Raw genomic sequence first — 21,982 nt, forward strand, 5'->3', positions numbered from 1 at the left:
GCTACAATCCTGCTGCCTGGGTGATGAAACGGTCGATGGCCTCCTTGGCGGCGCCGGCATCCTGGGGTTTGTTGACGATGACCGCGAAGGCCAGCAGCCCGCCCTTGCTTCTGGATATGTTGCCGGACATGGAGGTCACATCATCAAGGGTGCCGGTCTTGACCCGCAACTGGCCGGATAGTTGCCCATCATCGAGCCTGCCGACCGCGGTGCCGACCAGCCCTGGCACCGACAGGCCCTCTGCGGCGGCCACCCCGGCACCCGGGCGAAGATTCTGGACCTGAACCTCGACCAGGGTCTTGGCGGAGACCAAGGACTGCGGCGCGAGTCCGGAGCAATCCGCCATGCTGAGCCCCTGGCTGTCTATCCGCAGATCGGCCAACTTGGCTTTGACCGCCGCCACAGCCCCGGCCGGTGTGTTCTCGCCCCGAACGGCCAAGGCCAGGAGCCTGCCGAACTCCTCGGCGAGGGTGTTGTCGGAATGCCTAAGCATAAAGGCCATGACCTGGCTGAGCGGGGCCGAGGAGACCGATGCCAGAGGTGAGCTGGCGGCCGGGGTGGTCCCCTGCTCGACAGCACCCAAGACGCTGATGCCCTCCTGGGCCAGGAGGTCTGCGAAGGTCTGTGCGGCATCCGAGGCGGTATGGGTGGACAGGGGTGGGTAGCCGTTCAAGCCGTCCGGGTCATCTGGTCCACCTTCGGGCCAGAGCCGCCCGCCGTCGACAGCCATGGAGGAGGGAGGGGTGAAGAACATATGGTCAGGGTCGTTCTGGTCGATACCCGCAGGGCTGCGCTGGTCTGCGAATAGGGAGTCATCATAGGCCAGCCTGACCTGGCTGATCCCCCGCCGGCCCAAGGCCTGGGCCGTATCAAAGGCCAGGGACCTCAATCCCGCACGGCCGTTGACGTGCTTGGGGTCGTTGTCGCCGCGGCCAAGGAGCATGTCTCCATGCCCGGTCAGAGTCAGCTGCGGATCGCCCTCAGGCGCTTGGACCAGGTAGGTCTGGGTGTCCAGGGTGGACCCCATATCCAGACCGGAGGCAGCCGCCAGGGCTGTCAGGGTTTTCATGGTGGAGGCGGGCTGGCGCAGCTGCTGGGCCTCATGCTCGACCAGCAGATGGCCTTGGGCGTCTCCTATGGCCAGGGACCAATCCTCACCCAGGCCGTCAGTGGCGGCGAACTGGTCCACGAGCTGCTGGGCCTGGGATTGGTCAATGGGCCTGTTGCGGTCGGCGGGCCCGGTCAGCGGCCTCTTGACTGCACCCACAGTGGCCGGAGCCGGATAATGCTTTTCGACCATGGGCTGCAAGGTCAGCGGACCAGGGAGCGCATCTGTCACATCGGCCAGCAGATAGGCGGTGACCAGCAGCAGGCCCAGGAGTGATGACAGACTGACGGTCAGGACCCTGTGGGCACGAACCCAGCCGGATCCGTCAGGGCCGCAAGTCCTGGTTTTCTCCGCCTCTTGCACCTGTCATCATCCTTCGTCCACTTGCCAGGAGCCGGTTCTGGCTCACTCATAGCTTATGCTAGGGCATCGGCAGGTCAACGCGAAGCCCGCTCTCCTCACCGCCGGACCATGCTACTTCTGCAGGCCGGCGAAGGAACCCAGGGTGGCCACTATGGACAGCATCCGTGAATCCAGCAGCCTGCCACCCAGCCGGGTGCCCAGAGCCAGCATGCCCAGGCCATTGATGAGACCAACCACACCGATGATCCACAAGGAGCTCCCACCCAGGAGGCCGAAGACCAGGGCAGCCGCAATACCCGTCGGAATGACTAGAACGAGACTGCCCAGCATGTAGACGAAGGGGATGAAACCTTGGGCCATGGCCCGCCCCTGGGGCGAGGAGAAGGGCTTATCCATGGAGGGCACCGGGTACATGAGGGTGGTGGAGGTGACCTCTGCGAGACCCAGGGAACTGAAGGCGAAGGCGAAGGCCACACCCAGCACGGTCAGGGATACCTCCAGCCCCGCGCCGGTCCTCCAACTACCGGTGAAGATGAAGAGGGCAAGCGCCATGATGAGCAGGTAGGCTGTTGAAGTCAGCATGTAGACCCGGACGCGGCCACGCCTATCCTGCCTGCCCGACACCCCCATGATGACCTGCATGGTGAAGCCAAGCCCGTCGTAGGCCAGGCCATTGCTTTCAATCATGCTCATGAACCAGCCGCCCCAGATCAGGGACTGCCAGACCATGGCGCTGCTGCCCATCGAATGCCCCTGGAAACCGAAAATCAGGACGAAGAGCAGGGGCATGACCAAAAACATGCCCTGCCGTGGGTCGCGCCGCAGATAGGTGAAGACCCTGGCGGAAATGGCCCCCGATACCGAATCAGGCATCCAGGAGAAGGAGCCGATGCCCTTGATGGCGGCCGTCCTCTGACTGCCTCCCGCATGGAGTCGTTCATAGCGCAGGCACCAGGTGCAACCCATGAAACACAGTAGGCAGGTGAGTCCCAGCATCAGCAAGCGGCCGACCAGGGCCAGCCAGTTGCCGGCACAGGCGTCGAAGGGCAGTTGGAAGGCGGCCCCCAGGGGTGTCCAGGCCAGAATCCGAGAGGGTGCGGAGAAGAGGTTGGCATCAAAGTGGAGGTCCCCATCTGGCCCTGACTGTGCCCCGCCGATCAGGGCCGGAGCCTCCAGCATGGCGATGAAGATGAGCATGATCAGGATATAGAAGACGTTCTTGCCCCGCCGGCTGGTCAGCATGGTCGATGCCAGGGAGATGCAGAGTTTGGCTATACTCATCATGGTCACGATGCACAGGGGGGCGGCAACCAGGGCGAAGGTGAAAGCCGAGGGACCCAGCCAGAGGTAGGCCATGGACCAGCACAGGAGGGAGACCAGGCCGGCGATGGCAGGGGTTCCGCTGAGACCCGCCAGGAGGATGCCCAATTGCAGTTGCCGGTCGGGGATGCCGAAGAGCTCGAACCGTTTGGTATTCAGGGTGGAGCCCTGCCCGATGTAGAGCAGTTGGATGATGACGACCATCACAGTGATGATGGAGCCGGCCAGGACCACCAGTAAGGACATGGTCTGAGCGTGTCTCGCCGATTCCTGACCTGCCAGTTCCGCATTGATGCCTTTGGCGGTAGCCGCCACCAGCGCGATGAGGCCTGCGCCCATGAGCCAGCCGAAGATGTACCCGATGGTCTGCCAGACGGATTTGCGCATGTTGGCCCAGGTCAGGGCCCAGCGAAGTTTGACGATGGTGATGGCCGTCTTCATCGGGGCTCCCCGAAACCGGCGGAATCACCAGCTGGGTGTGGCGCCAGTGTCGGTGTCTGAGGCATGGCAGGCGCTGTGGTCTGGGGCACAGGTCCCTGACCGCAATTGCCGGACTGGCCCGCTCCACCGCCGTTGAGCCAGGAGAGGTGGGCGGCGCTGTGGCGTCCACCGACCAGCTGGAGGAAGCGGTCCTCCAGGTCCTCACCGTTGGCCACCTGGGCGACCGTTCCGGCGGCCTTGACCTGTCCATCGCTGATGACGGCCACGTGGGTGCACATCTTCTCGACCAGGGCCATGACATGGGAGGAGATGATGACCGTGCCGCCGGTCGAGGCGTATTCAACCAGAATGTCCTTGAGGTTGGCCGAGGAGACCGGGTCCACAGACTCAAAGGGCTCATCAAGCACCAGCAGGCGGGGGCTGTGGATCATGGCCGCGGCCAGGCAGATCTTCTTGGTCATACCCGCCGAATAGTCGGCCACCATCTTGTTGGCCGCCTGGGCCAGGTCGAAGGCTGCCAGGAGGTCCGTGGCCCGCCGCATGGCCTCGGGCCGCTTCATGCCACGAAGCATGCCCGCATAGATCAGGAGCTGCATGCCGGTGAGCCGGTCGAAGATCTGGTCGGTCTGCGGCATGACACCGATGGCCTGCTTGACCTGGTTGACATTGGCCCAGACCTCCTGCCCCAGGACCATGGCCGACCCGCCATCTGGCTTCAGCAGACCGGTCAACATGTTCAGACTGGTGGTCTTGCCGGCACCGTTGGGCCCAACCAGGCCGTAAAAGGAACCCACTGGGATGTCCATGGACAGACCATTGACGGCCACCTTGTCGCCGAAACGTTTGTACAGGCCCCGGATGGATACTGCGGCGGCAGGGTTCAGCGGTGGCATTCCAGGGGCCGCAGACATGGCCGGAGCCATCTGTGGAGCAGCATATACGGCTTGGGGGGTGGAGTCACTGGCGGACCTAGTGGCAGCATCACTGAATGTCTCAATCATATAAGCAGTATATGAGATACCCCCCCCCCTCCCGTAGGCAAGTCTTCAGGGAAGCAGGGTAAAGGCTCGGTCACATCTCATCACTGTCACAGGGCATGGCAAGGGATCCACAAGCTGGAATGCCGCGCTGGGCAGGCTAGTCACCCTTGTGTTCGATGGGCTTCCATTGGACCTTGGAGAAGATGGCTTGGAAAGAGATCGGAACATAGGAAAGTATATAGATGGGGAAGCTGAGCACATAGGCCAGAAGCTCCTTGTTGGAGGCGCCTATCTGCCCGCGCTCGGCCACGATGGTCAGGGCCGCCAGGGCCATGAGGGAGAGGATACTGACCACGATGCCGGCCGACCAATTGATCAACGCCGTCAGCTGGCTGGACCAGGAGACGAAGCCGAGGAGTGGGAAGAGGCAGCCGAGCACCGCCCTGCCCACGCCCAGGACCGTGAAGGGGCAGATCAGCAGGGAGAGGTCCACGGCAGAGAAGTCACGCTGCTGGATGGCCCTTTTGATCAGGGCCGGCCCGTAATAACGGAAGACCTGCAGGAAGCCCTTGCTCCAGCGCAGTCGCTGCCGCCAACTCTGCTTGAAGGAGACCGGCTGCTCATCGTAGAGGATGGCCGTACCGCAGTAACCGATGCGGTCGCCGTGCAGGACCGAATCCATGGTGAACTCCAGGTCCTCGGTCATCAGGTGGAACTTCCAGCCCTTGTTGCGCTGCATGATCTCCCTGGAGAACATGAAGCCGGTGCCGCCCACGTGGCAGCTGGAACCGAAGACCATGCGGGAGTTGTTCAGGAAGCGGGATTCACGGATGAACCAGAGGGCCGAACCCGAGGAGACCCAGTTGTCGGAGAGGTTGACGGAGTTGCGGTAGGAGGTCAGGATCTTGAAGCCGGCTTGGAAGGCCTTGTTCATCTCCTCTATGTAGTGCTTATCCAGGCGGTTGTCGGCGTCGAAGACGAAGAAGGCATCGTAGTCATCGGCGGCACCGTCACGGATCATGCAATCCAGGAGGTAGGTCAGGGCGTAACCCTTGCCAATCTGCTCCTGGTTGAAGCGCTCGTATACATGGCCGCCCTTGTCTCGCACGGTCTGGGCCGTCTGGTCGGTGCAGTTGTCGGCCACCAGCCAGATGTCGATCAGGTCGCTGGGGTAGGTCTGGCCGTGGATGGAGTCGATGAGGTTGCCGATGACCCCCTCCTCGTTACGAGCCGAAATCAGAACTGCGAACCGTTTGTCTTGTGGGGCCGAAGGAAAGCGGATCTCCTTATGAAAAAGTGAGGCGACGATGCAGACGCCCTGGTAGAGCACTCCGGCCCCACCGATGATCAGCAGAAGGATGTCAAGAACCTTCAGCAATACCATTACTGCCACCTGCTTCTTGGATTATCGTTGTCTCGCTTGGCTTGGGGGTTATGCTGGCGGCTGGACTTGGGCTTGAATTCCCTAGGCTTGCCAGAGTCGGACTCTGCCTGCCCGGCGCCACCTGCTTCTGACCCATCAGACCCTGGCCCGGCAGAACTCGGCCCCTTGGCCTCTCCAGCTTCCGAGTCCGCACGATTCCTTTGGACACCCTTCAGGCTGGGCTTGCCATGGCGCTCGGCGAGAATCCCCTTGGGTATGGCCACCGTCTCCGACTCGTCCAGGTCCTGGGAGGTCGAAGTCCGATACAGGGCATTGCGCAGCTCCCGGAACTCGTCACTGCTGGGCACCCGGGCACTGGACCCCTTGGCCGCGCGTGGAATATGGTCGCTGACCGGTTTGATGACATGCTCGCTGAAGGCCTCGGCCCCCTCGACCACCTTGGATTTCTTGACCGGAGCCGGGTCGTACATCAGGGGTGAATCCACCAGCTCGTAACGCTTGGTGTAGACCTTGAAGATGGCCTGGATGCTGGCCGTAACCGGCAGGGCCAGGAAGGCTCCAAGGGCACCGAAGACCGCACCCAAAACCAGCACGGAGAGGAAGGCGATGGCGGGGTTCAGGTCCATGGTTCTCTGGGAGATCTTGGGCGAGAGAATCATGTTCTCGATCTGCTGGTAGATGATGATGTAGACCAGCACGGCCAAGGCATAGGTCAGGCCGTTGGAACCCCAGGCGAAGACCACGGGCAGGGCGCCACCGATATAAGTGCCGACCGTGGGCACGAACTGGGAGGTGATACCGCAGAAGAGGGCCAGGGGCAGCCAATAGGGCACATGAATCATCTCAAGGAAGATGGCCATGAAGAAGGCGTTCAGTACGGCCAGGATGCTTCGGGAGAAGAGGAAGCCCGATATCTGGTCCTGGACTATGGTCCAGGCCAGCAGGAAGCGACGTTGGGTCGCCGGTCCCAGCCACTGGCAGAGGGACCGCCGCATCTTGGGACCAGCGGCGGAAATGTAATAGGTGACCATCAGGACGGTCAGAAGGTTCAGGAGGAAGCTGAAGAGGCCCATGGTGGTCGACAGGGCCTGGCCGGCGAAATCGGTGACCCAGGAGGTCTGCAGGTTCTTGAAGATCTCCCCGCCCAGATTCTGGATCTCCGGCATCTTGAAGCTGGTGTGTTGCTCGACCGTCTCCACTATCTGGCTGTAGAGGGCCGGGGCGCCCTTGACCATAGAGATGACCTGCTGGACGAACATGTTGCCGAACAGACCCAGAAGGGCGACGACCAGAATGCACAGTCCGGTCAGGCTGGTGGCGGAAGCCAGTCCGCGCTTCCAACCATGGCCCACCAGCTTGACCACCAGGGGTTCCATGGCTAGGGCGATGAAGATCGAGATGACCACATCGAAGACGACAAATTCGACGGCACCCCATGCATGCCACACGAACACGGCCAGAAAGATCGCAATGGCGACATAGAGCAGCCCCCGGCCCCACCAATCCGGTGGCCTTCGCGGGTCACCCTTGGCGGGGAACACCGAAGCGAAATCTATCTTCTGATTGTCCTCTTGAGTCATAACCCACCATCCTACACACCGCCCTACCGCCCTTCCCCAGGCGCGAAGCACATCCAGCATGAGCCTGGTTCTATCGACCTGACCATCGCAAATAGCAGGGTCGCATATCCCGGTCAACCAATGCGGTCTTCCTTTCTGGAGCACTTGGATGCTTGTGGCTTCATAGATGCCTCATATGCGCGCAGTATCATGAACTCGTCATAACCACATGATCAAAGGAGTTCTAATGACCAAGAAAGTAGCCTTCGTCACCGGCGGCGCACAGGGCATCGGAGAAGCCATCGCCAAACGTCTGGCCAGGGACGGCTTTGCCGTTGCCGTGGCCGACCTTAATGAGGACAAGGCCGGCGAAGTCGTCAAGGCCATCGAGTCCGAGGGCGGCCGAGCCATGGCCGTCAAGCTTGACGTGGCGGACCGCGAGGCCTTCGCAGCAGCCGTCAACACCGTGGCCGACAAGTTTGGCGGCTTCGACGTAATCGTCAACAACGCCGGCCTGGCTCCCACCACACCGATCGAGACCATTACCCAGGAGATGTTCGACAAGGTCATGCACGTCAACGTGGCCGGCACCATCTGGGGCATGCAGGCGGCCGTCGCCAAGTTCCGTGAGCTGGGTCATGGTGGCAAGATCATCAACGCCTCCAGCCAGGCCGGCGTGGTCGGCAACCCCAACCTGATGATGTACTGCTCCACCAAGTTCGCCATACGCGGCATCACCCAGGTGGCCGCACGGGACCTGGCTTCCGAGGGCATCACCGCCAATGCCTACGCCCCCGGCATCGTCAAGACCCCCATGATGATGGACATCGCCCATCAGGTGGGCAAGAACGCCGGCAAGTCCGACGAGTGGGGCATGAGCACCTTCTCTAAGGACATCGCACTGGGGCGCCTGTCCGAACCCGATGATGTGGCTGCGGCCGTCTCCTTCCTGGCCGGACCTGACTCCAACTACATCACCGGCCAGACCATCATCGTCGACGGTGGCATGCAGTTCCACTGATCGGCAGCCGGTGAGCCCAGGCCTGACAGCGGGCCCCAAGCCACAGCCCCAACATCACATCCCGTTTCCGATTCCTCGCGCCCCCAGCAGGCCCTGAATCGAAAACGGGATTTTAGACATACCAGCCGAATGCACCCCATACTTAGGATTCTTGCGCCCACTGCCTATCAAAATATCCTCTTTGAGGCATCATGACAGCGCACGCATTCCACACCCTGCAGCGCCGCCAAGAGCAGGGGAAACTCCAGCGGACGACGTTCCTAGAAGAAAAGGCACATCACATCAATAGCCAACATAAGGGATTTCGCGATCCGACATCCGACAGAAACAAAGCAGTTGCAGAAAGATACCTGATCCAGGTTCCAGGCACAGGCCGGAGCAAGGGCGGGAAGCCGCGTACTTGAACGCGGTAGCCATAGGTACCCCCTGAGAGAGTCGAACTCTCGTTGTCAGATTGAAAGTCTGGTGTCCTAACCGTTAGACGAAGGGGGCAACGACTACTAAATAGTAGGGACTGAGCAAGCCTGCCGCAATACCGGCGTGTCGTGGTATGAGGCGTGCCAGAGCCTCAAAGCTTGCGGTAGCAGAAGTCATGAATGCTACGGCCGGCGGCCACGCCCTTCTTCTCGAAGTTGGTCAGTACCCTGCCCTCGAAGCGGGTCGACTCCTCAACATCGGCATGGGGCAAGTCCACGGCCATATCGGCGTTGCCCTTGCCCACATGCTCGGTGGGCAGGCTGACGGTCAGGCCACCTTCATTGTGGAAGTAGTCGAGGCCGTCCATGACCTCGTGCACATGCAGGGCGTAGTCCTCGATGTCGGTGGCGATCCGCCAGACTCCCCCAGGCTTGAGGGTCCGCCAGACCTGCCGGGCCAGCCCCTCCTGGACCAGACGGCGCTTGTGGTGCTTGGTCTTGGGCCAGGGATCGGGGAAGAAGGTCCACACCTCGGCCAGCAACCCGTCGCTGATGGCCTCCAGGAGCTCAGGGGCGTTGACCTGGGCCATACGCAGGTTATCCACATTGGCCTTGCCCGCCATGAGCATGGTATGGGCCAGGCCGGGATCATAGACCTCGACGGCCAGAAAGTCAGTGCTTTGATCGCCTTGCGCGGCGGCCACGATGTTCTCGCCCTGACCGGTGCCTATCTCCAGGACCAGGGGATGGGCATGGCCCCAGTGCAGCGCCTGAAAATCCTGGTCGAAGCTCAGCTGTGGGTCGACCTCCAAGGACCCCTCCCCCGCATTGACATCAAGGAGGTAGGTGTCCGCGTAGGAGTCCCAGGCCCGCTGCAAGCGGTCAGTCAAATGACTTGACCGGCGCACGAAGGACAGGAGGGGCCTGCCCTGCGCCTTGGGGCTCGCAGCAGCCTGCCCTTCCTTAGTCGCCGATTGGGCGACCTGTCCCTGATCTGATTCCTGCCTGGCCGTGGGGTCAATCTCGCTTGCATTCATATACACGACTCTAGGGGAAGACCCGGAACGACTGCTAGGTCGTCGCGAGCGCGACCAGTCGCTCCGGCAACGACAGTAAGGAGCGACGCCCAGCCTGGAGACCTTCGGACCCGATAAGGTCTGCCCGAACCCCCTCCATACGCTTCACGCTTCATTCATATCCAACGGGTAGAATCGGTACATGAGCACAAATAACCCGGGACCGGCCCCACAGCAGCCCTATCAGCCTCAGCAGCCCCTATCCAACGATCAAGCCCATGGGTCCTACCAGCAGGGAGCCCACATGGGACCGCAGTTCCATGCCCCGGTGCCCAACCCCTACACCCAGCCCTACAATCAGGTACCATCCGTCATGCCAGGCCCACAGATGCCCATGGGCCAGGCATACCCTCCCCCCACCAGTCCTTATATGACGCCACGCAGGGGCTCCTGGAACGCCATGTCCATCGTCGGATTCATCTGTTCCTTCTTCTTCGCGCCGGCCGGGCTGGTACTATCGATCATCGCCTGGAGGCAGATCAAGCGGACCGGAGAGGAAAGCAAGGCACTGGCCATAGCCGGCACCATCATCAGCGCGTTTTCCTTGGTGGTCTCCGCCGTGCTCATATTCTTCGTCTTCTTCTTCGCACTCATTGCCGGCAACATTGACACCGACTACGCAAACCGATACTGCGAGACCCATGATTGCTACAGCGACAACAACTACGGCGACGATGACGACTACTCCTTTGAAGATGACAAATTCACCCGTTTTGAGCGCCGGAAATCCCCCCGCGAGGAGGAACTGGTGGCCTGGACGTGCTCACCGGTCAATTCCTGGTCTGACCTGACCATTTCAGCGGCCTGAGCTGGGCAGCAGGGCAACGACACGCAGGAAGGCTCTGCGGCTTGCGCACCGGCCAGATATGTGTAATATAGCTACTCGGCTGCTTAAACAGCAAGCCACGGCCCCGTAGCTCAGTTGGTTAGAGCGCCGCCCTGTCACGGCGGAGGTCACCGGTTCAAGTCCGGCCGGGGTCGCTGGAAAATCAAGTGCCCGGTTCTGCCGGGTTTTTGATTGTCCATGGCTCTGTAGCTCAGTTGGTAGAGCGTACGACTGAAAATCGTGAGGTCAGCGGATCGATGCCGCTCGGAGCCACGAGAATGAACCCCGCAGTCCCAGAAATCTCGGACTGCGGGGTTTTCCTGTCATTCCGTTGACTGATGTTTTGGGATATACGCCACAATGTGTGTCCGCTAGTCAGTGCAGTTCGGGTAGCTGACGGGTGTGTCCATCAGTCCGTGAAGTTGGGCCTATAGCTACCGCCCTGCCTCCGGGCCCACAAGTGAAACGATGCCCGCAGACCTTAGCCCACCCCAATATGCCGGGAGTCTTATGGCTAATGCGGGGCGGAGACCAGCTGATACCTGGCATAGTGGGCGAAAGCCTGAACATCGGCCTCAGCCCTGGGACTGGAGGCGCGGTCACGGTCATGGAAAAGGTAGATGTTGAACTTGGGTGCCTTGGAGTCGATGAATGGCATGAACTCCAGGCCATCTACCTCCTCCACACCCACGGAAGTGATGAAGCCCAAGGCTATGCCTGCGGACGTGATGGCTTTGAGGGTATCAAGATCAGCCACCTCTATGATCCGCGAGACCGACACCTGCTGGCGCAGCAGCTGGTCTGAAGCCTGGGCATGGACGAAGTCGTGGTTGAGGGTCACAAACCGGACCGATTCAGGCAGATCTGATATATCGCCAAGGGTAAGCCCGCTGCTCACATCGACCCCCAAGGTGCTCATAAGTCCTTGGCTGCCGGCCAGGCCAAAGGGGTAGGTGGTCATCTTGCGGGTCTCAACGCCGGATATATGCAATTGGTCATCGACGGCCGCAACCGCACCATAATCCACCTGGTGCTTGCGCATGTGCTCAAGCAGCCGGCTGGAGCCCACGGTCTCCAAGGAGACCCCCACGAATCCCGACGGCATCGAGGGCGTATCGCCCTCCTGGTCGCAGTTCAGGAGGGAGGAGATTATGGGCGGCAGGCCAACGCGTCTGATGCGATTGCGCCCCACAGCTGACACAGCCAGACCAAGGGTATCCAGCTCCACCAAAATCTGTTGGGCACGGCTTACCGCCACCAGACCAGCATCGGTCAGCTGCACGCCGCCCGCACCGAAGCGCCTACGCTCCACCAGGGGCTTGCCCAGCTGTTCCTCCAAACGTTTGATGGCCATGGAGACCGTGGGTTGAGACAGTCCTACCTGGTAGGCGGCATGCGTGAAGGAGTGAGTCTGGGCAAGAGCAACCAGAATCTCTAGGTCGCGGATGTTCTCAATCTGCGCCATGGCCATCCACCTCTCCGTAAACCGACCGACCAGCCCCTCCCCCTGGAGCAGGGGCACGAGGGTGGAACCACCGCCTTGTGTCCAGATTGGTCATCGTCATTCAGTCTACCGGATTGACATGGTTCAGCTGACTACAAATACCAGAATGAGGCCCGCATACACTGTGCCCCGGTTCTGACCGGGCTCCAACCCTACCCTGAATAGGGACTGGAGCCCGACCTGGACTAGGGCAGGTGAGACCCTGCCGCCGCACAATGCCGTGCGTCAGTCCTCAAAGGACCAACGGGCGTCCGCAACGCTTTGGGCCACATTGTCAATGGGCTCACGGTTCAGGCCCTCGTCCACGGCCTGTTGGGCCACAGCGGTGGCGACACGCAGCGAGAGCTCCCTCAGGTCCTTGATGGCGGGCAGGACAGCCGCACCCGGCTGGTCGGCATCAATCATATCGGAGATGGCGTAGGCGGCGGCGAGCAGCATTTGACGGCTTACACGGCTGGCCTTCGCGCAGATGGCCCCAAAACAAATGCCGGGGTACATGAGGGCGTTATTGCCCTGGCCGATATAGTAGTTGGTGCCCCCGAACTCGACGGGCTCCGAGGGGGTACCGGTCGTCACGAATGCGCGGCCCTCAGTCCAGGCTATGACATCCTTGGCTTTGGCCTCAGCCAGCTCGGTCGGGTTGGAGATGGGGCAGATCAGGGGGCGCTCCACATGGCTGGCCATGGTCTTGACGACTTCCTTGCTGAAGGCGCCGGCCCTGGTGGAGGTGCCGACCAGCACAGTGGGACGGAAGGCATCCACCGCCTGAACCAGGGAACCGGTGTCACTCACAGCTGGGAACTCACCAGGTTGACGAGCATACTTCCGCTGCCCTTCGGTCAGATCCTCCTGGTCGGAGATGACCATACCCTGACGGTCAAAGAGCATGACCGACCTGCGGGCTGTCTCCTCATCCATGCCATGACGCAGCACCAGGTCATCAACGATCTGGTCGGCAATACCCACGCCTGCCGTTCCGGCGCCGAACACGAGCGTCCTGGTCTCCTCAGGGGCTATGCCTGAGATCTTTCGGGCTGCCAGGAGGGCCGCCAGAATGGTGACGCCCGTGCCCTGTATATCGTCGTTCAGGGTCAGGATACTATCCTGATACCGCTTCAGAATGGGAGCCGCCTCCGGCCTGCCGAAGTCCTCCCAGTGGATCAAGGCCTTGGGGTAGCGCTTGAGCGTCTCCTGCACGAAGCGCTCGATGAAGTCGTCATAGCGTTGGCCGCGCACCCGTTCGAATCGGTTGCCCACGTAATCGGGGTTGTCGAGCAGGGCCTGACGGTTGGTGCCGACATCCACCATAACGGGCAGCACACGGGAGGGGTCTATGCCGGCGGCCGCGGTGTAGACGGCCAGCTTGCCTGTCAGTATCTCGGCCCCCTGGGCCCCCCAATCCCCGATGCCAAGAATGCCTTCCGCGTCGGTACATACCACCAGATCGATCTCATGGCCCTGCGCATACTGCTCCAAGGCGGCGCCGATGCGATCGGGGTGCTCAATGGAGATGTAGGCGACGTCCGAGCCGGAATAATACTGGTCATACTGCTGGATCGACTGGGCGACGGTTGGCGCATAGACTATGGGCATGTACTCGGTCAGGTGCTCATCCATGCTCCGATAGAAGAGTTTGCGATCGCTGCGGCAGATGCTCATGAGATACATGCGCTTGGCCAGATCGGTGGGTTCCTGCAGGAAACGCCGGTAGACGATATCGGCCCGCTGGTCGTTGGTCTGCACTGCTGCGGGCAAGAGGCCGTCTATGCCTAAACGTTCCCTCTCCTGTGCGGAATACCCCAGTCCATTGGTGACGTATGAATCATTCAACGTATTGAAACCGGTCATTGTTCACTCACCTTTGCTATTGGTGGAGCCTAGCGTCCTTGTATAGACTCCCTGAGCGCCAGCCTAAAAAGCCGGACTTTCACCTGCAAATAGGGCATTCGAATACGGGACCAAGGGCGGAAGGCCGCGCTTCCAGCAAGACTCGCCAAGCGGTTCAGGAGCTGAGTCCATATTACTGTCATCTATTTGTGCGTCGCTTCGCATGAGGATACGGTGGGCACACCATCGCAAGCCACGTCAAGGATGCGCGACTTGGACGCGCGAACGTCCGTGCGACACCGATGGTGTCATTGAGTTTCCGTGTGAAGGAGCACCTCATGTCGACCACAGGTATACAACAAAGCCCCCAAAAGCCAGTGGGAGGCAAGGACACATTCGACACGAACCAGCTGGTACACTCGCTTGTCTGCGTGGTAGTGGGACTTGCCATCTTTCTGATACCACCACCTCAAGGTCTCACCCCGCAGGCCATGCACATGCTTGGCGTGTTCGTGGGGACGATTCTGGGCCTTATACTTCAGCCCCTGCCCACCTCGTCGGTGGCGATCATCGGCATGACGGTGGGCATGCTCACTGGCGCATTGGACGTGAAGAAGGCGGCCTTCAGTGGATTGGGCAGCCCGTCGATCTGGCTGATCGTGGCGGCCTTCTTCATCGCCCAGGGCTTTGTTTCCACGGGTCTGGGCCGGCGAATCGCCTTGGTCTTCCTATCCCTCCTAGGCAAGTCAAGCTTGGGCATCTCCTATGGCCTGGCAGCGGCCGACCTGGTTCTCTCACCGGCGACGCCTTCAAACACCGCACGTCTGGGAGGAATCCTCTTCCCCATCATCACCTCCGTTTCGGACGTGCAGGATTCCACACCCAAATCAGATGAGTCACGCAAGCGCATTGGTGCCTTCCTGGCCCTGACGGCCAACAATGTGAACGCCATTACCTCGGCCATGTTCATTACCGCCATGGCGGCTGGTCCCGTGGTGAGCCAACTGGCCCAGAAATCCGGCGTGAACATCAGCTGGGGCTTGTGGGCCCTGGCCTGCATCGTTCCTGGTCTGCTCTGCCTGATCGTGATTCCCGCCCTGATATACAAGCTCTTCCCACCGACCATCAAGCATGTGCCCCAGGCCCAGGCCGACGCCAAGACGGAACTCAGGGAGATGGGTTCGCTCAGCGGTCAGGAGTGGATCATGATGGTCACCTTCATCGTCATGCTGATCCTGTGGGCCACGGGCTCCATCTTCCACGTCAATGCCACCGCTGTGGCCTTCCTGGGCGTGTCGGTCCTCCTGTGCACCAAGATCATCAGCTGGAACGACATGGCCTCCAACAAGTCCGCCTGGTCCACCCTGATCTTCTTCGGCGTGCTGGTCGGCATGGCTCAGCCCCTGAATGACCTTGGTGTGACTGGCTGGGCGGGCAAGCTGATCGCCAATATGGTCCATGGCCTGCCCTGGATGCTGGTCCTGGCCATCCTGACCTTCTTCTACTTCTTCATCCACTACATGTTCGCATCCGAGTTGGCCCAGGTGGCTGCGATCTACACCCTCTTTGTGGGTGTGGCCGTAGCGGCCGGAGTCCCTGCCATCGCAGCAGCCCTGATGCTGGGCGTGGCTTCGGGACTAATCGGTGCCATGACCCACTATGCCTCGGGACCTGCGGCACTCATCTATGGCGCTGGGTATGTCAAAACATCGGAGTTCCTGCGCATCGGCCTGATCTGCGGCCTGATCACCGTCAGCATCTTCCTGACCGTTGGCATGGGCTGGTGGAAGGTCATCGGCATCTGGTGATCGGCCGAATGCCATGGGGTGGGTCAAGACAGTGGCATGTACTCGCGGACTGACCGCCCCATGGCCGCCGACACACGACAAGAGGGGTCTGGACGATACCGCAAGTATCGTCCAAACCCCTCTGTTTTCGGTGTCTATGTCCCTCAGTCGCCTGACGCTTGCAGTTGCCCGGCCACCCAATCAACGATGTGGGGGGCAACCTCCTCAACTTGGTCGATGGCGACTTCAAAGTCTTCGGGGCCGCCATACCAGGGGTCCACCAGGTCAATGCTGTCCTCCCGGCCGGGGGTGGGAACAGGCAGCTTGGGGTCGAAGCTACGGTACATGCGAACCTCATCCTGCTTCTCGGCTGGTAGCAGGCGGCGCAGGGAGCGCATGTGCGAGGCGGTCATGGGCAGGAAGAGGTCGGTCTCGGCGATCTCCTGCGTGTCGATCCGATGGGCAAAATGGCGGGAGGGCAGCTGGTAGCCGCGTTCCTTGAGGACCCGCACCGCCCTGCGATCTATGGGATTGCCGTATTCCTCATCGCTGACCCCACTGGAGGCCAGGGTGACCCGCTCCCCCAGACCCGCCTCCTCAAAGCGGGCGCGCAGTACGATCTCAGCCATGGGAGACCGGCAGATGTTGCCGGTGCACACGGTCATGATCCGATAGGGTTCGGCTCCCGTACCTCTGCCCTGACCGGCCAAATCCTTGCTCTGGTCACTCATCCTGGAATCGTCCTTCCTTCTCATCAAAGGGGCGATCATGCTTTTCGTAGGTCAGGAAGCGGTAACGGACACCCTGGGGCTGCGACTTGGCTGACTGCCGCCAGTCTGTCTGCTGGGTCATCTCCCAACCCTCCACACGGATCAGGGACTCCATATCAGGCCCGTAGGCATCGGCATCCACCTGCGCGTCAATCTGCGTGACATAGGCCCTATTGGCCCGAGGCAGGGCCATCTGGAATATCTGCGCCCCACCAATCACCCAAATCTCCGAACGGTCCATCCCGTCATCGGGAATGGACTCCTGCCTGGCTATGTCCAGGGCCTGCTCGAAATCGGTGACCACAACGGCACCTGGGGCGCGGTATTCAGGGTCTCGCGAGATCACGATATTGTCCCGCTTGGGCAGGGGGCGGAACTTTGCCCCCAAGGACTCCCAGGTCTTACGACCCATGATCACCGGATGGGAGACCGTAAGCTCCTTGAAGCGCTGCATGTCCTCGGCCAGATGCCAAGGCATGCCGCCTTCAAAACCGATGACGCCTTCACGACCGTCCTTGCCGGAGGCTTGAGCCCAAATAAGATTGACCCGGAAGACCTTGACGATGTCATCGCCCCAATCCTCGTCTTCGTCCTGCCCGGCAAATCCGGGCACGGGTTCGTGATAGCCACTGCGGCTACTGTCATGCTCCATTTCGTACTCTCCTTGGAATCCGATTGGGATTATTCTAGCTTCCGGTTCAGACCGCCACAGGCGCCTTGATGGTCGGATGATGCTGGTAGTTGAGGATCTCGAAGTCCTCATACCGGTAACCGAAGAGCGAATCGGCCTTGTTCAGGCGAATCTGTGGGTAGGGATAGGGGTCACGGCCCAGCTGGGTCAAAATCTGGTCGATGTGGTTGTCGTAGAGGTGGCAGTCGCCGCCCGTCCACACAAACTCCCCCGGCTCCAAGCCGGTCTGCTGGGCCATCATGAGGGTCAGCAGCGAATAGGAGGCGATGTTGAAGGGCACACCCAGGAACATGTCACAGGAACGCTGGTAGAGCTGGCAGGAAAGCCTGCCGTCTGCCACATAGAACTGGAAGAGGGCATGGCAGGGAGGCAGGGCCATCTGGTCTACCTCGGCGGGATTCCACGCGGATACGACCATGCGACGGGAATCGGGGTGGGTCCGGATCAGTTCAAGAACCTTGGATATCTGGTCGATGGTCCGGTTGGGGTCCTCCGGGGTGGGAGCCGGCCAGCTCCGCCACTGAACACCATAGACCGGGCCCAGGTCCCCGTTCTCATCCGCCCATTCGTCCCAGATGTGAACATTGTTCTCCTGCAGCCAGCGCACGTTGCTGGAGCCTTTGAGGAACCAGAGCAGCTCATAGGCCAGCCCCTTGAAGAAGACCGTCTTCGTAGTCAGCAGGGGGAAGCTGCTGGCCAGATCGAAGCGCATCTGCTGCCCGAAGAGGGAGATGGTGCCGGTGCCGGTCCGGTCCGACTTGAGCGTTCCCTCCGTCAGTATCTTCCTGACCAAATCCTCATAGGGCATGGGGATATCGGTTTGTGGACGGGAAGGAATGCGGGTGCGGATCTGTGCGAGTTCTTCTGGAGTCAAAGCCATGGGGACCAGTCTAGCAAGCTCACTGACGGGAAAGAAGACCACACCTGATACAGCTGCCAGCAAAAGCCCACTGAACCGACTAGATTTGTTCTTGTCCACTCAGACCCGGACACTCGGGTCTCCAACCGGTATGTTTATAAGTTGTTACCTGAAGAAGGAGGCCATAATGGCCAAAAAAGTGTGGGTTGAGCGCAATAAGGATGGATCCTGGGATGCTTTCGGCGACGATGGCGCCCATATCAAGTTCGGCCACGGACAAGGTCTGTTCGACCCCGGCGACCTCATGAAGCTGGCTCTGGCCGGCTGCGCGGCCCTATCCAGCCAGGTCGCGGTCGAGAGCACCCTGGGCGAAGGCAAGGGCGCCACCATTTCCGTGGATGGCACCTATGACGACGAGCTCAAGGGCTTCGCCAGTTTCAAGGAGCAGATTGAGCTCGATGCCAGCTCGGCCGGCCTGCACAACGAGGATGTCGAGAAGTTCAAGGAGCGGGTGCAGAAGCACATCGAACGCAGCTGCATGGTTATGCACACCTATGAGCATGCCACGCCGGTGAGCGAGGAAATCACCGTCAAGCAGTAACCGCTTGGGCTGCAATCACCCTTGGTGCTGGGTTATTGGTGCCGGGGCATGTCAGCTCAGAATGCACTGAGGCCGGGACGATTGATACTATCGTCCCGGCCTCAGTCATATCGCCTTTAAACCGCTGCCAGCCAGGCGCCGGCTTGGCTTTGTGCGGCGGGAGTGCCTAGGTGTACAACCCGCCATCTTAAGCATCAGGCCTGGTCACCGGATTTGTGCATGGGGTCAATGCTGGATTCCAGCTCCTCAACCTGATCCGCTGCGGCCATCTGCACCGAGACGGATTCCACACCCTCCACCGGCGCTCCCTGCTTGCCTTCGGCCCGCAGCTGCTCGGCTTCCACATACTTGCGCGGCACCACGAATACCGGGCCCGCGGCATGCTGGATCAGCCCCTGGCTGGTGGACCCCAGGAGCAGACCAGTGAAGCCTCCGCGACCCCGGGAACCAACCACCACCAAATCATGGTCATAGGAGGCCTTGGTCAGGGCGCTCACAGCGCTATCTGGCACGATGGACTTGTGAATCTTCAGATTCGGGTGGGCTTCCTGAAGGGGCTTGATGGTGGCATCCAAATCCTCCATATAGGAATCCATGACCCCCTCACCGTCAATGCCCTGCACACCCGGCACAGCGTCGATGACATCAAGGCTGGCACCCCAGGACGAGGCCAGGTCGGCAGAGATCTCCAGAGCCTTCAGTCCCCACTTGGACTCGTCGGAACCCACAGCCACCTTGCTGATGTTGTTGGTCAGATGCATGGGCTTGCCGTCGTCATCGGTGTAGGGCACCACAACAATGGGACAGTATGCGTATGCTGGCAGGGAGGAGCTTGTGGTACCCAGCAGACGCTCAGCCAGGCCGCCCTTGCCACGGTTGCCGATGACGATCAGCCTGTAGTTGCGTGACAGCTCCACGAAGACCGAAGAGGGGTCACCGGTGACGATGAGGGTTGCCGCCTCCACACCCTGCTCATCGGCGATGGCCTTGGCCTTGGAGAGGATGCCCTGGGCATCGCTATGGGCGGCATTGTCGTCACCCATGGCCGTATAGGTGGCATCGAAGGAAACGGCGGCGTAGGAAGGAAGGGAATAGGCACAGACGATCTGCAGGGTCAGCCCTGCGTGCTTGGCATAGTTCGCCGCCCACCAGGTGGCCTTGTAGCTTGCGTGTGAACCATCGACACCAACAAGAATGGCCTTGTCGTTGATCATGGCGACCTCCTTTGAGTCATGCGGGCATCTATTCACGCCCGAATACCTCCAGATTACCCCCGTCAAAGGCCATCCATAAGTGTGTCATGCCCCAGAAACGCAGAAACGCACCCTAGCTGGGTGCGTTCGCTGTTGCAGGTGGACTTGCTATGGAAAGGCTCAGAGCACCCTTCGGATGGAATAGCCACCCCGGAAAATCACCGAGACGGCATCATACTTGGTGCCCGCGTACTGGGAGTTGATCATCATGCCATTGCCCACATAGATGGCGGCATGTTCGGCGTTGGCTATGATGTCGCCGGGCTGCGCCTCCGCCAGGCTGGCGACCGGTAGCCCCACCGTCGCCTGCGCACCGGATGTACGGGGCAGACTCACACCCATATTGGCGAAAACGTACTGTACGAAGCCAGAGCAATCCCAACCAGCGGGAGTGGTGCCCCCTGCCTGGTAGGGAACCTTGCCCACGAACTGGGTGGCGAAGGCCATCAGGCTATTGACCGACTGGCCGTTGGGCGGGGTAACCGTGAAGTTCTGCGGGGCTTGACTCTGCCGGGCAGTGGAACGACTGGCTGCCTCCGGTGACTCAGCCGCAGCCGCAGCCGCAGCGGCCTCACGGGCCTCCTGGGCGGCCTTGTCCCTATCGGCCTGGGACTGGGTCTGGGGAACGTCGAGCTGCTCGATGCCTCCCCAGTTGGAGTCTGCCTCCACCTCGGAGGAAGTGGACTCCTTGAGGAGGTCCTTGCGGACCACAGTGGTCTTCCGGAAGGAACGGGAGGACGTTACCACATCATCCGCGCCCTCGACAGCGAAGGCGGCGGGCTCAACCACGGCGAACGCCGTGCATACCAACGCCCCAGCAACTATCGTTGATAGAGACTTCTGTAAAGTGTTCATCAAGAAAAGGCTAGCACATGTGCATGACCCATGCCCGCTACATGCTGAGTCACCCATCATGGCGCACAGATGCGGGAATCAGCCAGCGCTTATACAAACGCAACCCAGGCATCCCTAGCTTGTGATGGTCAGTTGCCAGCGATCAGTAGTGAATGTACTGGAAGGCTGCTGCATCCTTGGCGGAGAAGGTGCGGGAGAAGGTCTTGCCGGCCAGGGAGGCACCGCTCTCCGACGTCACAATGGACCCATCCTCGTTGATCTTCTCCACGATGGCAACGTGGCCGTAGACGGCATCCGAACCGGCCTGACCCGATGCAAAGGCGATGACGTCACCTACGTGACGGGGGGTGTTGTCCACCCAAAAGCCCAAAGCCCGGGCTGAATTGGCCCACATGTTGCCATTGCCCATATGGGAACCCACGGGCAGACCCAGCTGCTGGCGCCGCATGTAAGCCCACCAGGTGCACTCGCTGAATTCGTAGGCGTTGCCACTGTCGCCAGTGGGGTGATTGGGGTTGAAGGACTGCGGAAGCAGGTCCCTATCGCTGTCCATGAGCTTAGCGACATTGGGATTGTTGGCCTTGGACAGGGACATCTTGTCCACATCAACGAAAGTATTGGTGTCGCCCAGGGTCCAGCCGCCATCAGACAGGGAGCTACGCTCCTGCGAACGGGAGACGGAGCTGCCACCCACCGGCTTGAGGGTGGAGGTCGTAACCGCGTCAGCGGAAGCGGTCTTGCCGCCGTGCAGGGCGGGATTGAGGGACATGCTGGTGGCTGCGGCTCCAACCAGGGCCGCCAAGGAGGCTGATACCAGAATGTGCGAGCGCCGCCGCTTGGCCTGCCTGGCCAGACGGATGGAGCGCCGGGAGGTCAGCGAAGCCTGATCAAGGCTGATGGCCAGGTACTCATCAACGTCGACGGTGGCACCGTTCCTGCCCATCTGGGCCAGGGGACCTTCAGCTTTGCCCTCAGAGGTCCCGCAGCTGGGACTATCGGGGCGTTCGCCTGAAGTCGCGGTTACCAATGGCGCGGCATGCTTCATACGTACTCGGCTCCTTGCGGATCATCAACAACTGCAAGTGGTCAACTAGACCACTCATTCAGCACCTTCCGTGCACACAACCCGTGCACAGCGCATGTGTGGCGGCAAAGCACCACGGTTAATCAGCATACAACCAGGCCTGCCTCCAGCAAAAATTTGACAGCATGTCATAAGCGTGCAAATCGCGCTAAGGCCCAGAAAATAGCCTAAGTCTCAGGAGCGGTTGCTGGAGCGAACCGCCCCCCATCTGACCATGCCCCAAGACCAATCGGGCGGGCCTGAGCCAGCTGGTGGAC

The 21,982-nt window shown here is 60.8% G+C and carries 18 protein-coding genes and 3 tRNA genes; 6 read left to right on the forward strand and 15 right to left on the reverse strand.

All coding sequences use genetic code 11. The annotated features are described in order from the left end of the window. Position 1: 1 nt before the first annotated feature. The 5 genes from dacB to CRD60_RS07105 all read right to left on the reverse strand — a co-directional run bounded on the left by dacB (position 2) and on the right by CRD60_RS07105 (position 7,176). On the reverse strand, positions 2-1,471 hold the full coding sequence (gene dacB / locus CRD60_RS07085) for a D-alanyl-D-alanine carboxypeptidase/D-alanyl-D-alanine endopeptidase (RefSeq protein WP_113860591.1): 1,470 nt from the start codon (positions 1,469-1,471) through the stop codon (positions 2-4). A gap of 111 nt (positions 1,472-1,582) precedes the next feature. Next, the gene (locus CRD60_RS07090; RefSeq protein ID WP_113860592.1) at positions 1,583-3,232 is read right to left on the reverse strand and encodes an ABC transporter permease; all 1,650 of its coding nucleotides are present in this window, start codon (positions 3,230-3,232) and stop codon (positions 1,583-1,585) included. Then, positions 3,229-4,155 carry an ABC transporter ATP-binding protein gene (locus tag CRD60_RS07095; protein ID WP_113860615.1) on the reverse strand — a complete coding sequence of 309 codons (927 nt, stop codon included), beginning with the start codon at positions 4,153-4,155 and terminating at the stop codon, positions 3,229-3,231. Before CRD60_RS07095 ends, CRD60_RS07090 begins: the two co-directional genes overlap by 4 nt. A gap of 214 nt (positions 4,156-4,369) precedes the next feature. Continuing rightward, positions 4,370-5,596 (reverse strand): glycosyltransferase family 2 protein, encoded by a 1,227-nt coding sequence (locus CRD60_RS07100; protein ID WP_113860593.1) that lies wholly within the window; start codon positions 5,594-5,596, stop codon positions 4,370-4,372. After that, positions 5,596-7,176: an AI-2E family transporter gene (locus tag CRD60_RS07105; RefSeq protein WP_113860594.1), complete on the reverse strand. Its 1,581-nt coding sequence runs from the start codon at positions 7,174-7,176 to the stop codon at positions 5,596-5,598. The genes CRD60_RS07100 and CRD60_RS07105 overlap by 1 nt, the downstream gene beginning before the upstream one ends. A 226-nt stretch (positions 7,177-7,402) precedes the next feature. Here CRD60_RS07105 and CRD60_RS07110 point away from each other — a divergent pair, with 226 nt between their 5' ends. After that, positions 7,403-8,176 carry a (S)-acetoin forming diacetyl reductase gene (locus CRD60_RS07110; RefSeq protein ID WP_113860595.1) on the forward strand — a complete coding sequence of 258 codons (774 nt, stop codon included), beginning with the start codon at positions 7,403-7,405 and terminating at the stop codon, positions 8,174-8,176. Between the two features lie 420 nt (positions 8,177-8,596). Here CRD60_RS07110 and CRD60_RS07115 read toward each other — a convergent pair. Next, positions 8,597-8,668 (reverse strand) — tRNA-Glu (locus CRD60_RS07115). Between the two features lie 76 nt (positions 8,669-8,744). Continuing rightward, positions 8,745-9,629, reverse strand: a complete 885-nt coding sequence (gene trmB, locus CRD60_RS07120; RefSeq protein ID WP_113860596.1) for a tRNA (guanine(46)-N(7))-methyltransferase TrmB — start codon at positions 9,627-9,629, stop codon at positions 8,745-8,747. 181 nt (positions 9,630-9,810) lie between these two features. Here trmB and CRD60_RS07125 point away from each other — a divergent pair, with 181 nt between their 5' ends. The 3 genes from CRD60_RS07125 to CRD60_RS07135 all read left to right on the forward strand — a co-directional run bounded on the left by CRD60_RS07125 (position 9,811) and on the right by CRD60_RS07135 (position 10,767). Further along, positions 9,811-10,476, forward strand: a complete 666-nt coding sequence (locus CRD60_RS07125; protein ID WP_113860597.1) for a DUF4190 domain-containing protein — start codon at positions 9,811-9,813, stop codon at positions 10,474-10,476. Between the two features lie 99 nt (positions 10,477-10,575). After that, positions 10,576-10,649: transfer RNA gene (locus CRD60_RS07130), tRNA-Asp, on the forward strand. A 45-nt stretch (positions 10,650-10,694) separates the two neighbouring features. Further along, positions 10,695-10,767: transfer RNA gene (locus tag CRD60_RS07135), tRNA-Phe, on the forward strand. A gap of 241 nt (positions 10,768-11,008) precedes the next feature. Here CRD60_RS07135 and CRD60_RS07140 read toward each other — a convergent pair. Both CRD60_RS07140 and CRD60_RS07145 read right to left on the reverse strand, forming a co-directional pair. After that, positions 11,009-11,959, reverse strand: coding sequence for a LysR family transcriptional regulator (locus tag CRD60_RS07140; protein ID WP_161522210.1), 951 nt, complete (start codon positions 11,957-11,959; stop codon positions 11,009-11,011). Between the two features lie 264 nt (positions 11,960-12,223). Next, positions 12,224-13,846: an NAD-dependent malic enzyme gene (locus CRD60_RS07145; protein ID WP_113860599.1), complete on the reverse strand. Its 1,623-nt coding sequence runs from the start codon at positions 13,844-13,846 to the stop codon at positions 12,224-12,226. A gap of 317 nt (positions 13,847-14,163) precedes the next feature. On the opposite strand from CRD60_RS07145, the gene CRD60_RS07150 reads away from it, so the two are divergent. Next, positions 14,164-15,633 (forward strand): DASS family sodium-coupled anion symporter, encoded by a 1,470-nt coding sequence (locus CRD60_RS07150; protein WP_113860600.1) that lies wholly within the window; start codon positions 14,164-14,166, stop codon positions 15,631-15,633. Between the two features lie 143 nt (positions 15,634-15,776). On the opposite strand, the gene CRD60_RS07155 is transcribed toward CRD60_RS07150, so the two are convergent. The 3 genes from CRD60_RS07155 to CRD60_RS07165 are packed head-to-tail and all read right to left on the reverse strand — an operon-like array spanning position 15,777 to position 17,953. Beyond that, positions 15,777-16,343: a low molecular weight protein-tyrosine-phosphatase gene (locus CRD60_RS07155; protein ID WP_113860601.1), complete on the reverse strand. Its 567-nt coding sequence runs from the start codon at positions 16,341-16,343 to the stop codon at positions 15,777-15,779. Then, positions 16,336-17,034 (reverse strand): dihydrofolate reductase, encoded by a 699-nt coding sequence (locus CRD60_RS07160; protein WP_113860602.1) that lies wholly within the window; start codon positions 17,032-17,034, stop codon positions 16,336-16,338. Before CRD60_RS07160 ends, CRD60_RS07155 begins: the two co-directional genes overlap by 8 nt. A gap of 46 nt (positions 17,035-17,080) precedes the next feature. Then, positions 17,081-17,953 carry a thymidylate synthase gene (locus CRD60_RS07165; RefSeq protein WP_113860616.1) on the reverse strand — a complete coding sequence of 291 codons (873 nt, stop codon included), beginning with the start codon at positions 17,951-17,953 and terminating at the stop codon, positions 17,081-17,083. Positions 17,954-18,119: 166 nt separating this feature from the next. Between CRD60_RS07165 and CRD60_RS07170 the strand changes: the two genes are divergently transcribed. After that, positions 18,120-18,533 (forward strand): OsmC family protein, encoded by a 414-nt coding sequence (locus CRD60_RS07170; protein ID WP_113860603.1) that lies wholly within the window; start codon positions 18,120-18,122, stop codon positions 18,531-18,533. Positions 18,534-18,727: 194 nt separating this feature from the next. Here CRD60_RS07170 and CRD60_RS07175 read toward each other — a convergent pair whose 3' ends face one another. The 3 genes from CRD60_RS07175 to CRD60_RS07185 form a co-directional block, all read right to left on the reverse strand. Continuing rightward, positions 18,728-19,747, reverse strand: coding sequence for a universal stress protein (locus tag CRD60_RS07175; protein WP_113860604.1), 1,020 nt, complete (start codon positions 19,745-19,747; stop codon positions 18,728-18,730). 159 nt (positions 19,748-19,906) lie between these two features. Continuing rightward, complete coding sequence (locus tag CRD60_RS07180; protein WP_113860605.1) at positions 19,907-20,641, reverse strand: C40 family peptidase; 735 nt, start codon at positions 20,639-20,641, stop codon at positions 19,907-19,909. Positions 20,642-20,783: 142 nt separating this feature from the next. After that, the gene (locus CRD60_RS07185; RefSeq protein ID WP_113860606.1) at positions 20,784-21,686 is read right to left on the reverse strand and encodes a CHAP domain-containing protein; all 903 of its coding nucleotides are present in this window, start codon (positions 21,684-21,686) and stop codon (positions 20,784-20,786) included. Between the last annotated feature and the right edge of the window lie 296 nt (positions 21,687-21,982).

Source organism: Bifidobacterium aemilianum (assembly GCF_003315635.1).
In the GTDB taxonomy this organism is placed as follows: domain Bacteria; phylum Actinomycetota; class Actinomycetes; order Actinomycetales; family Bifidobacteriaceae; genus Bifidobacterium; species Bifidobacterium aemilianum.

What these genes read in the sequence shown, in the direction of transcription:
- CRD60_RS07090 (WP_113860592.1), bottom strand. Translation starts at nt 3,232, where the DNA reads ATGAAGACGGCCATCACCATCGTCAAACTTCGCTGGGCCCTGACCTGG.
- CRD60_RS07095 (WP_113860615.1), bottom strand. Translation starts at nt 4,155, where the DNA reads ATGGCTCCGGCCATGTCTGCGGCCCCTGGAATGCCACCGCTGAACCCT.
- CRD60_RS07100 (WP_113860593.1), bottom strand. Translation starts at nt 5,596, where the DNA reads ATGGTATTGCTGAAGGTTCTTGACATCCTTCTGCTGATCATCGGTGGG.
- CRD60_RS07105 (WP_113860594.1), bottom strand. Translation starts at nt 7,176, where the DNA reads ATGACTCAAGAGGACAATCAGAAGATAGATTTCGCTTCGGTGTTCCCC.
- CRD60_RS07110 (WP_113860595.1), top strand. Translation starts at nt 7,403, where the DNA reads ATGACCAAGAAAGTAGCCTTCGTCACCGGCGGCGCACAGGGCATCGGA.
- trmB (WP_113860596.1), bottom strand. Translation starts at nt 9,629, where the DNA reads ATGAATGCAAGCGAGATTGACCCCACGGCCAGGCAGGAATCAGATCAG.
- CRD60_RS07125 (WP_113860597.1), top strand. Translation starts at nt 9,811, where the DNA reads ATGAGCACAAATAACCCGGGACCGGCCCCACAGCAGCCCTATCAGCCT.
- CRD60_RS07140 (WP_161522210.1), bottom strand. Translation starts at nt 11,959, where the DNA reads ATGGCGCAGATTGAGAACATCCGCGACCTAGAGATTCTGGTTGCTCTT.
- CRD60_RS07145 (WP_113860599.1), bottom strand. Translation starts at nt 13,846, where the DNA reads ATGACCGGTTTCAATACGTTGAATGATTCATACGTCACCAATGGACTG.
- CRD60_RS07150 (WP_113860600.1), top strand. Translation starts at nt 14,164, where the DNA reads ATGTCGACCACAGGTATACAACAAAGCCCCCAAAAGCCAGTGGGAGGC.
- CRD60_RS07155 (WP_113860601.1), bottom strand. Translation starts at nt 16,343, where the DNA reads ATGAGTGACCAGAGCAAGGATTTGGCCGGTCAGGGCAGAGGTACGGGA.
- CRD60_RS07160 (WP_113860602.1), bottom strand. Translation starts at nt 17,034, where the DNA reads ATGGAGCATGACAGTAGCCGCAGTGGCTATCACGAACCCGTGCCCGGA.
- CRD60_RS07165 (WP_113860616.1), bottom strand. Translation starts at nt 17,953, where the DNA reads ATGGCTTTGACTCCAGAAGAACTCGCACAGATCCGCACCCGCATTCCT.
- CRD60_RS07170 (WP_113860603.1), top strand. Translation starts at nt 18,120, where the DNA reads ATGGCCAAAAAAGTGTGGGTTGAGCGCAATAAGGATGGATCCTGGGAT.
- CRD60_RS07175 (WP_113860604.1), bottom strand. Translation starts at nt 19,747, where the DNA reads ATGATCAACGACAAGGCCATTCTTGTTGGTGTCGATGGTTCACACGCA.
- CRD60_RS07180 (WP_113860605.1), bottom strand. Translation starts at nt 20,641, where the DNA reads ATGAACACTTTACAGAAGTCTCTATCAACGATAGTTGCTGGGGCGTTG.
- CRD60_RS07185 (WP_113860606.1), bottom strand. Translation starts at nt 21,686, where the DNA reads ATGAAGCATGCCGCGCCATTGGTAACCGCGACTTCAGGCGAACGCCCC.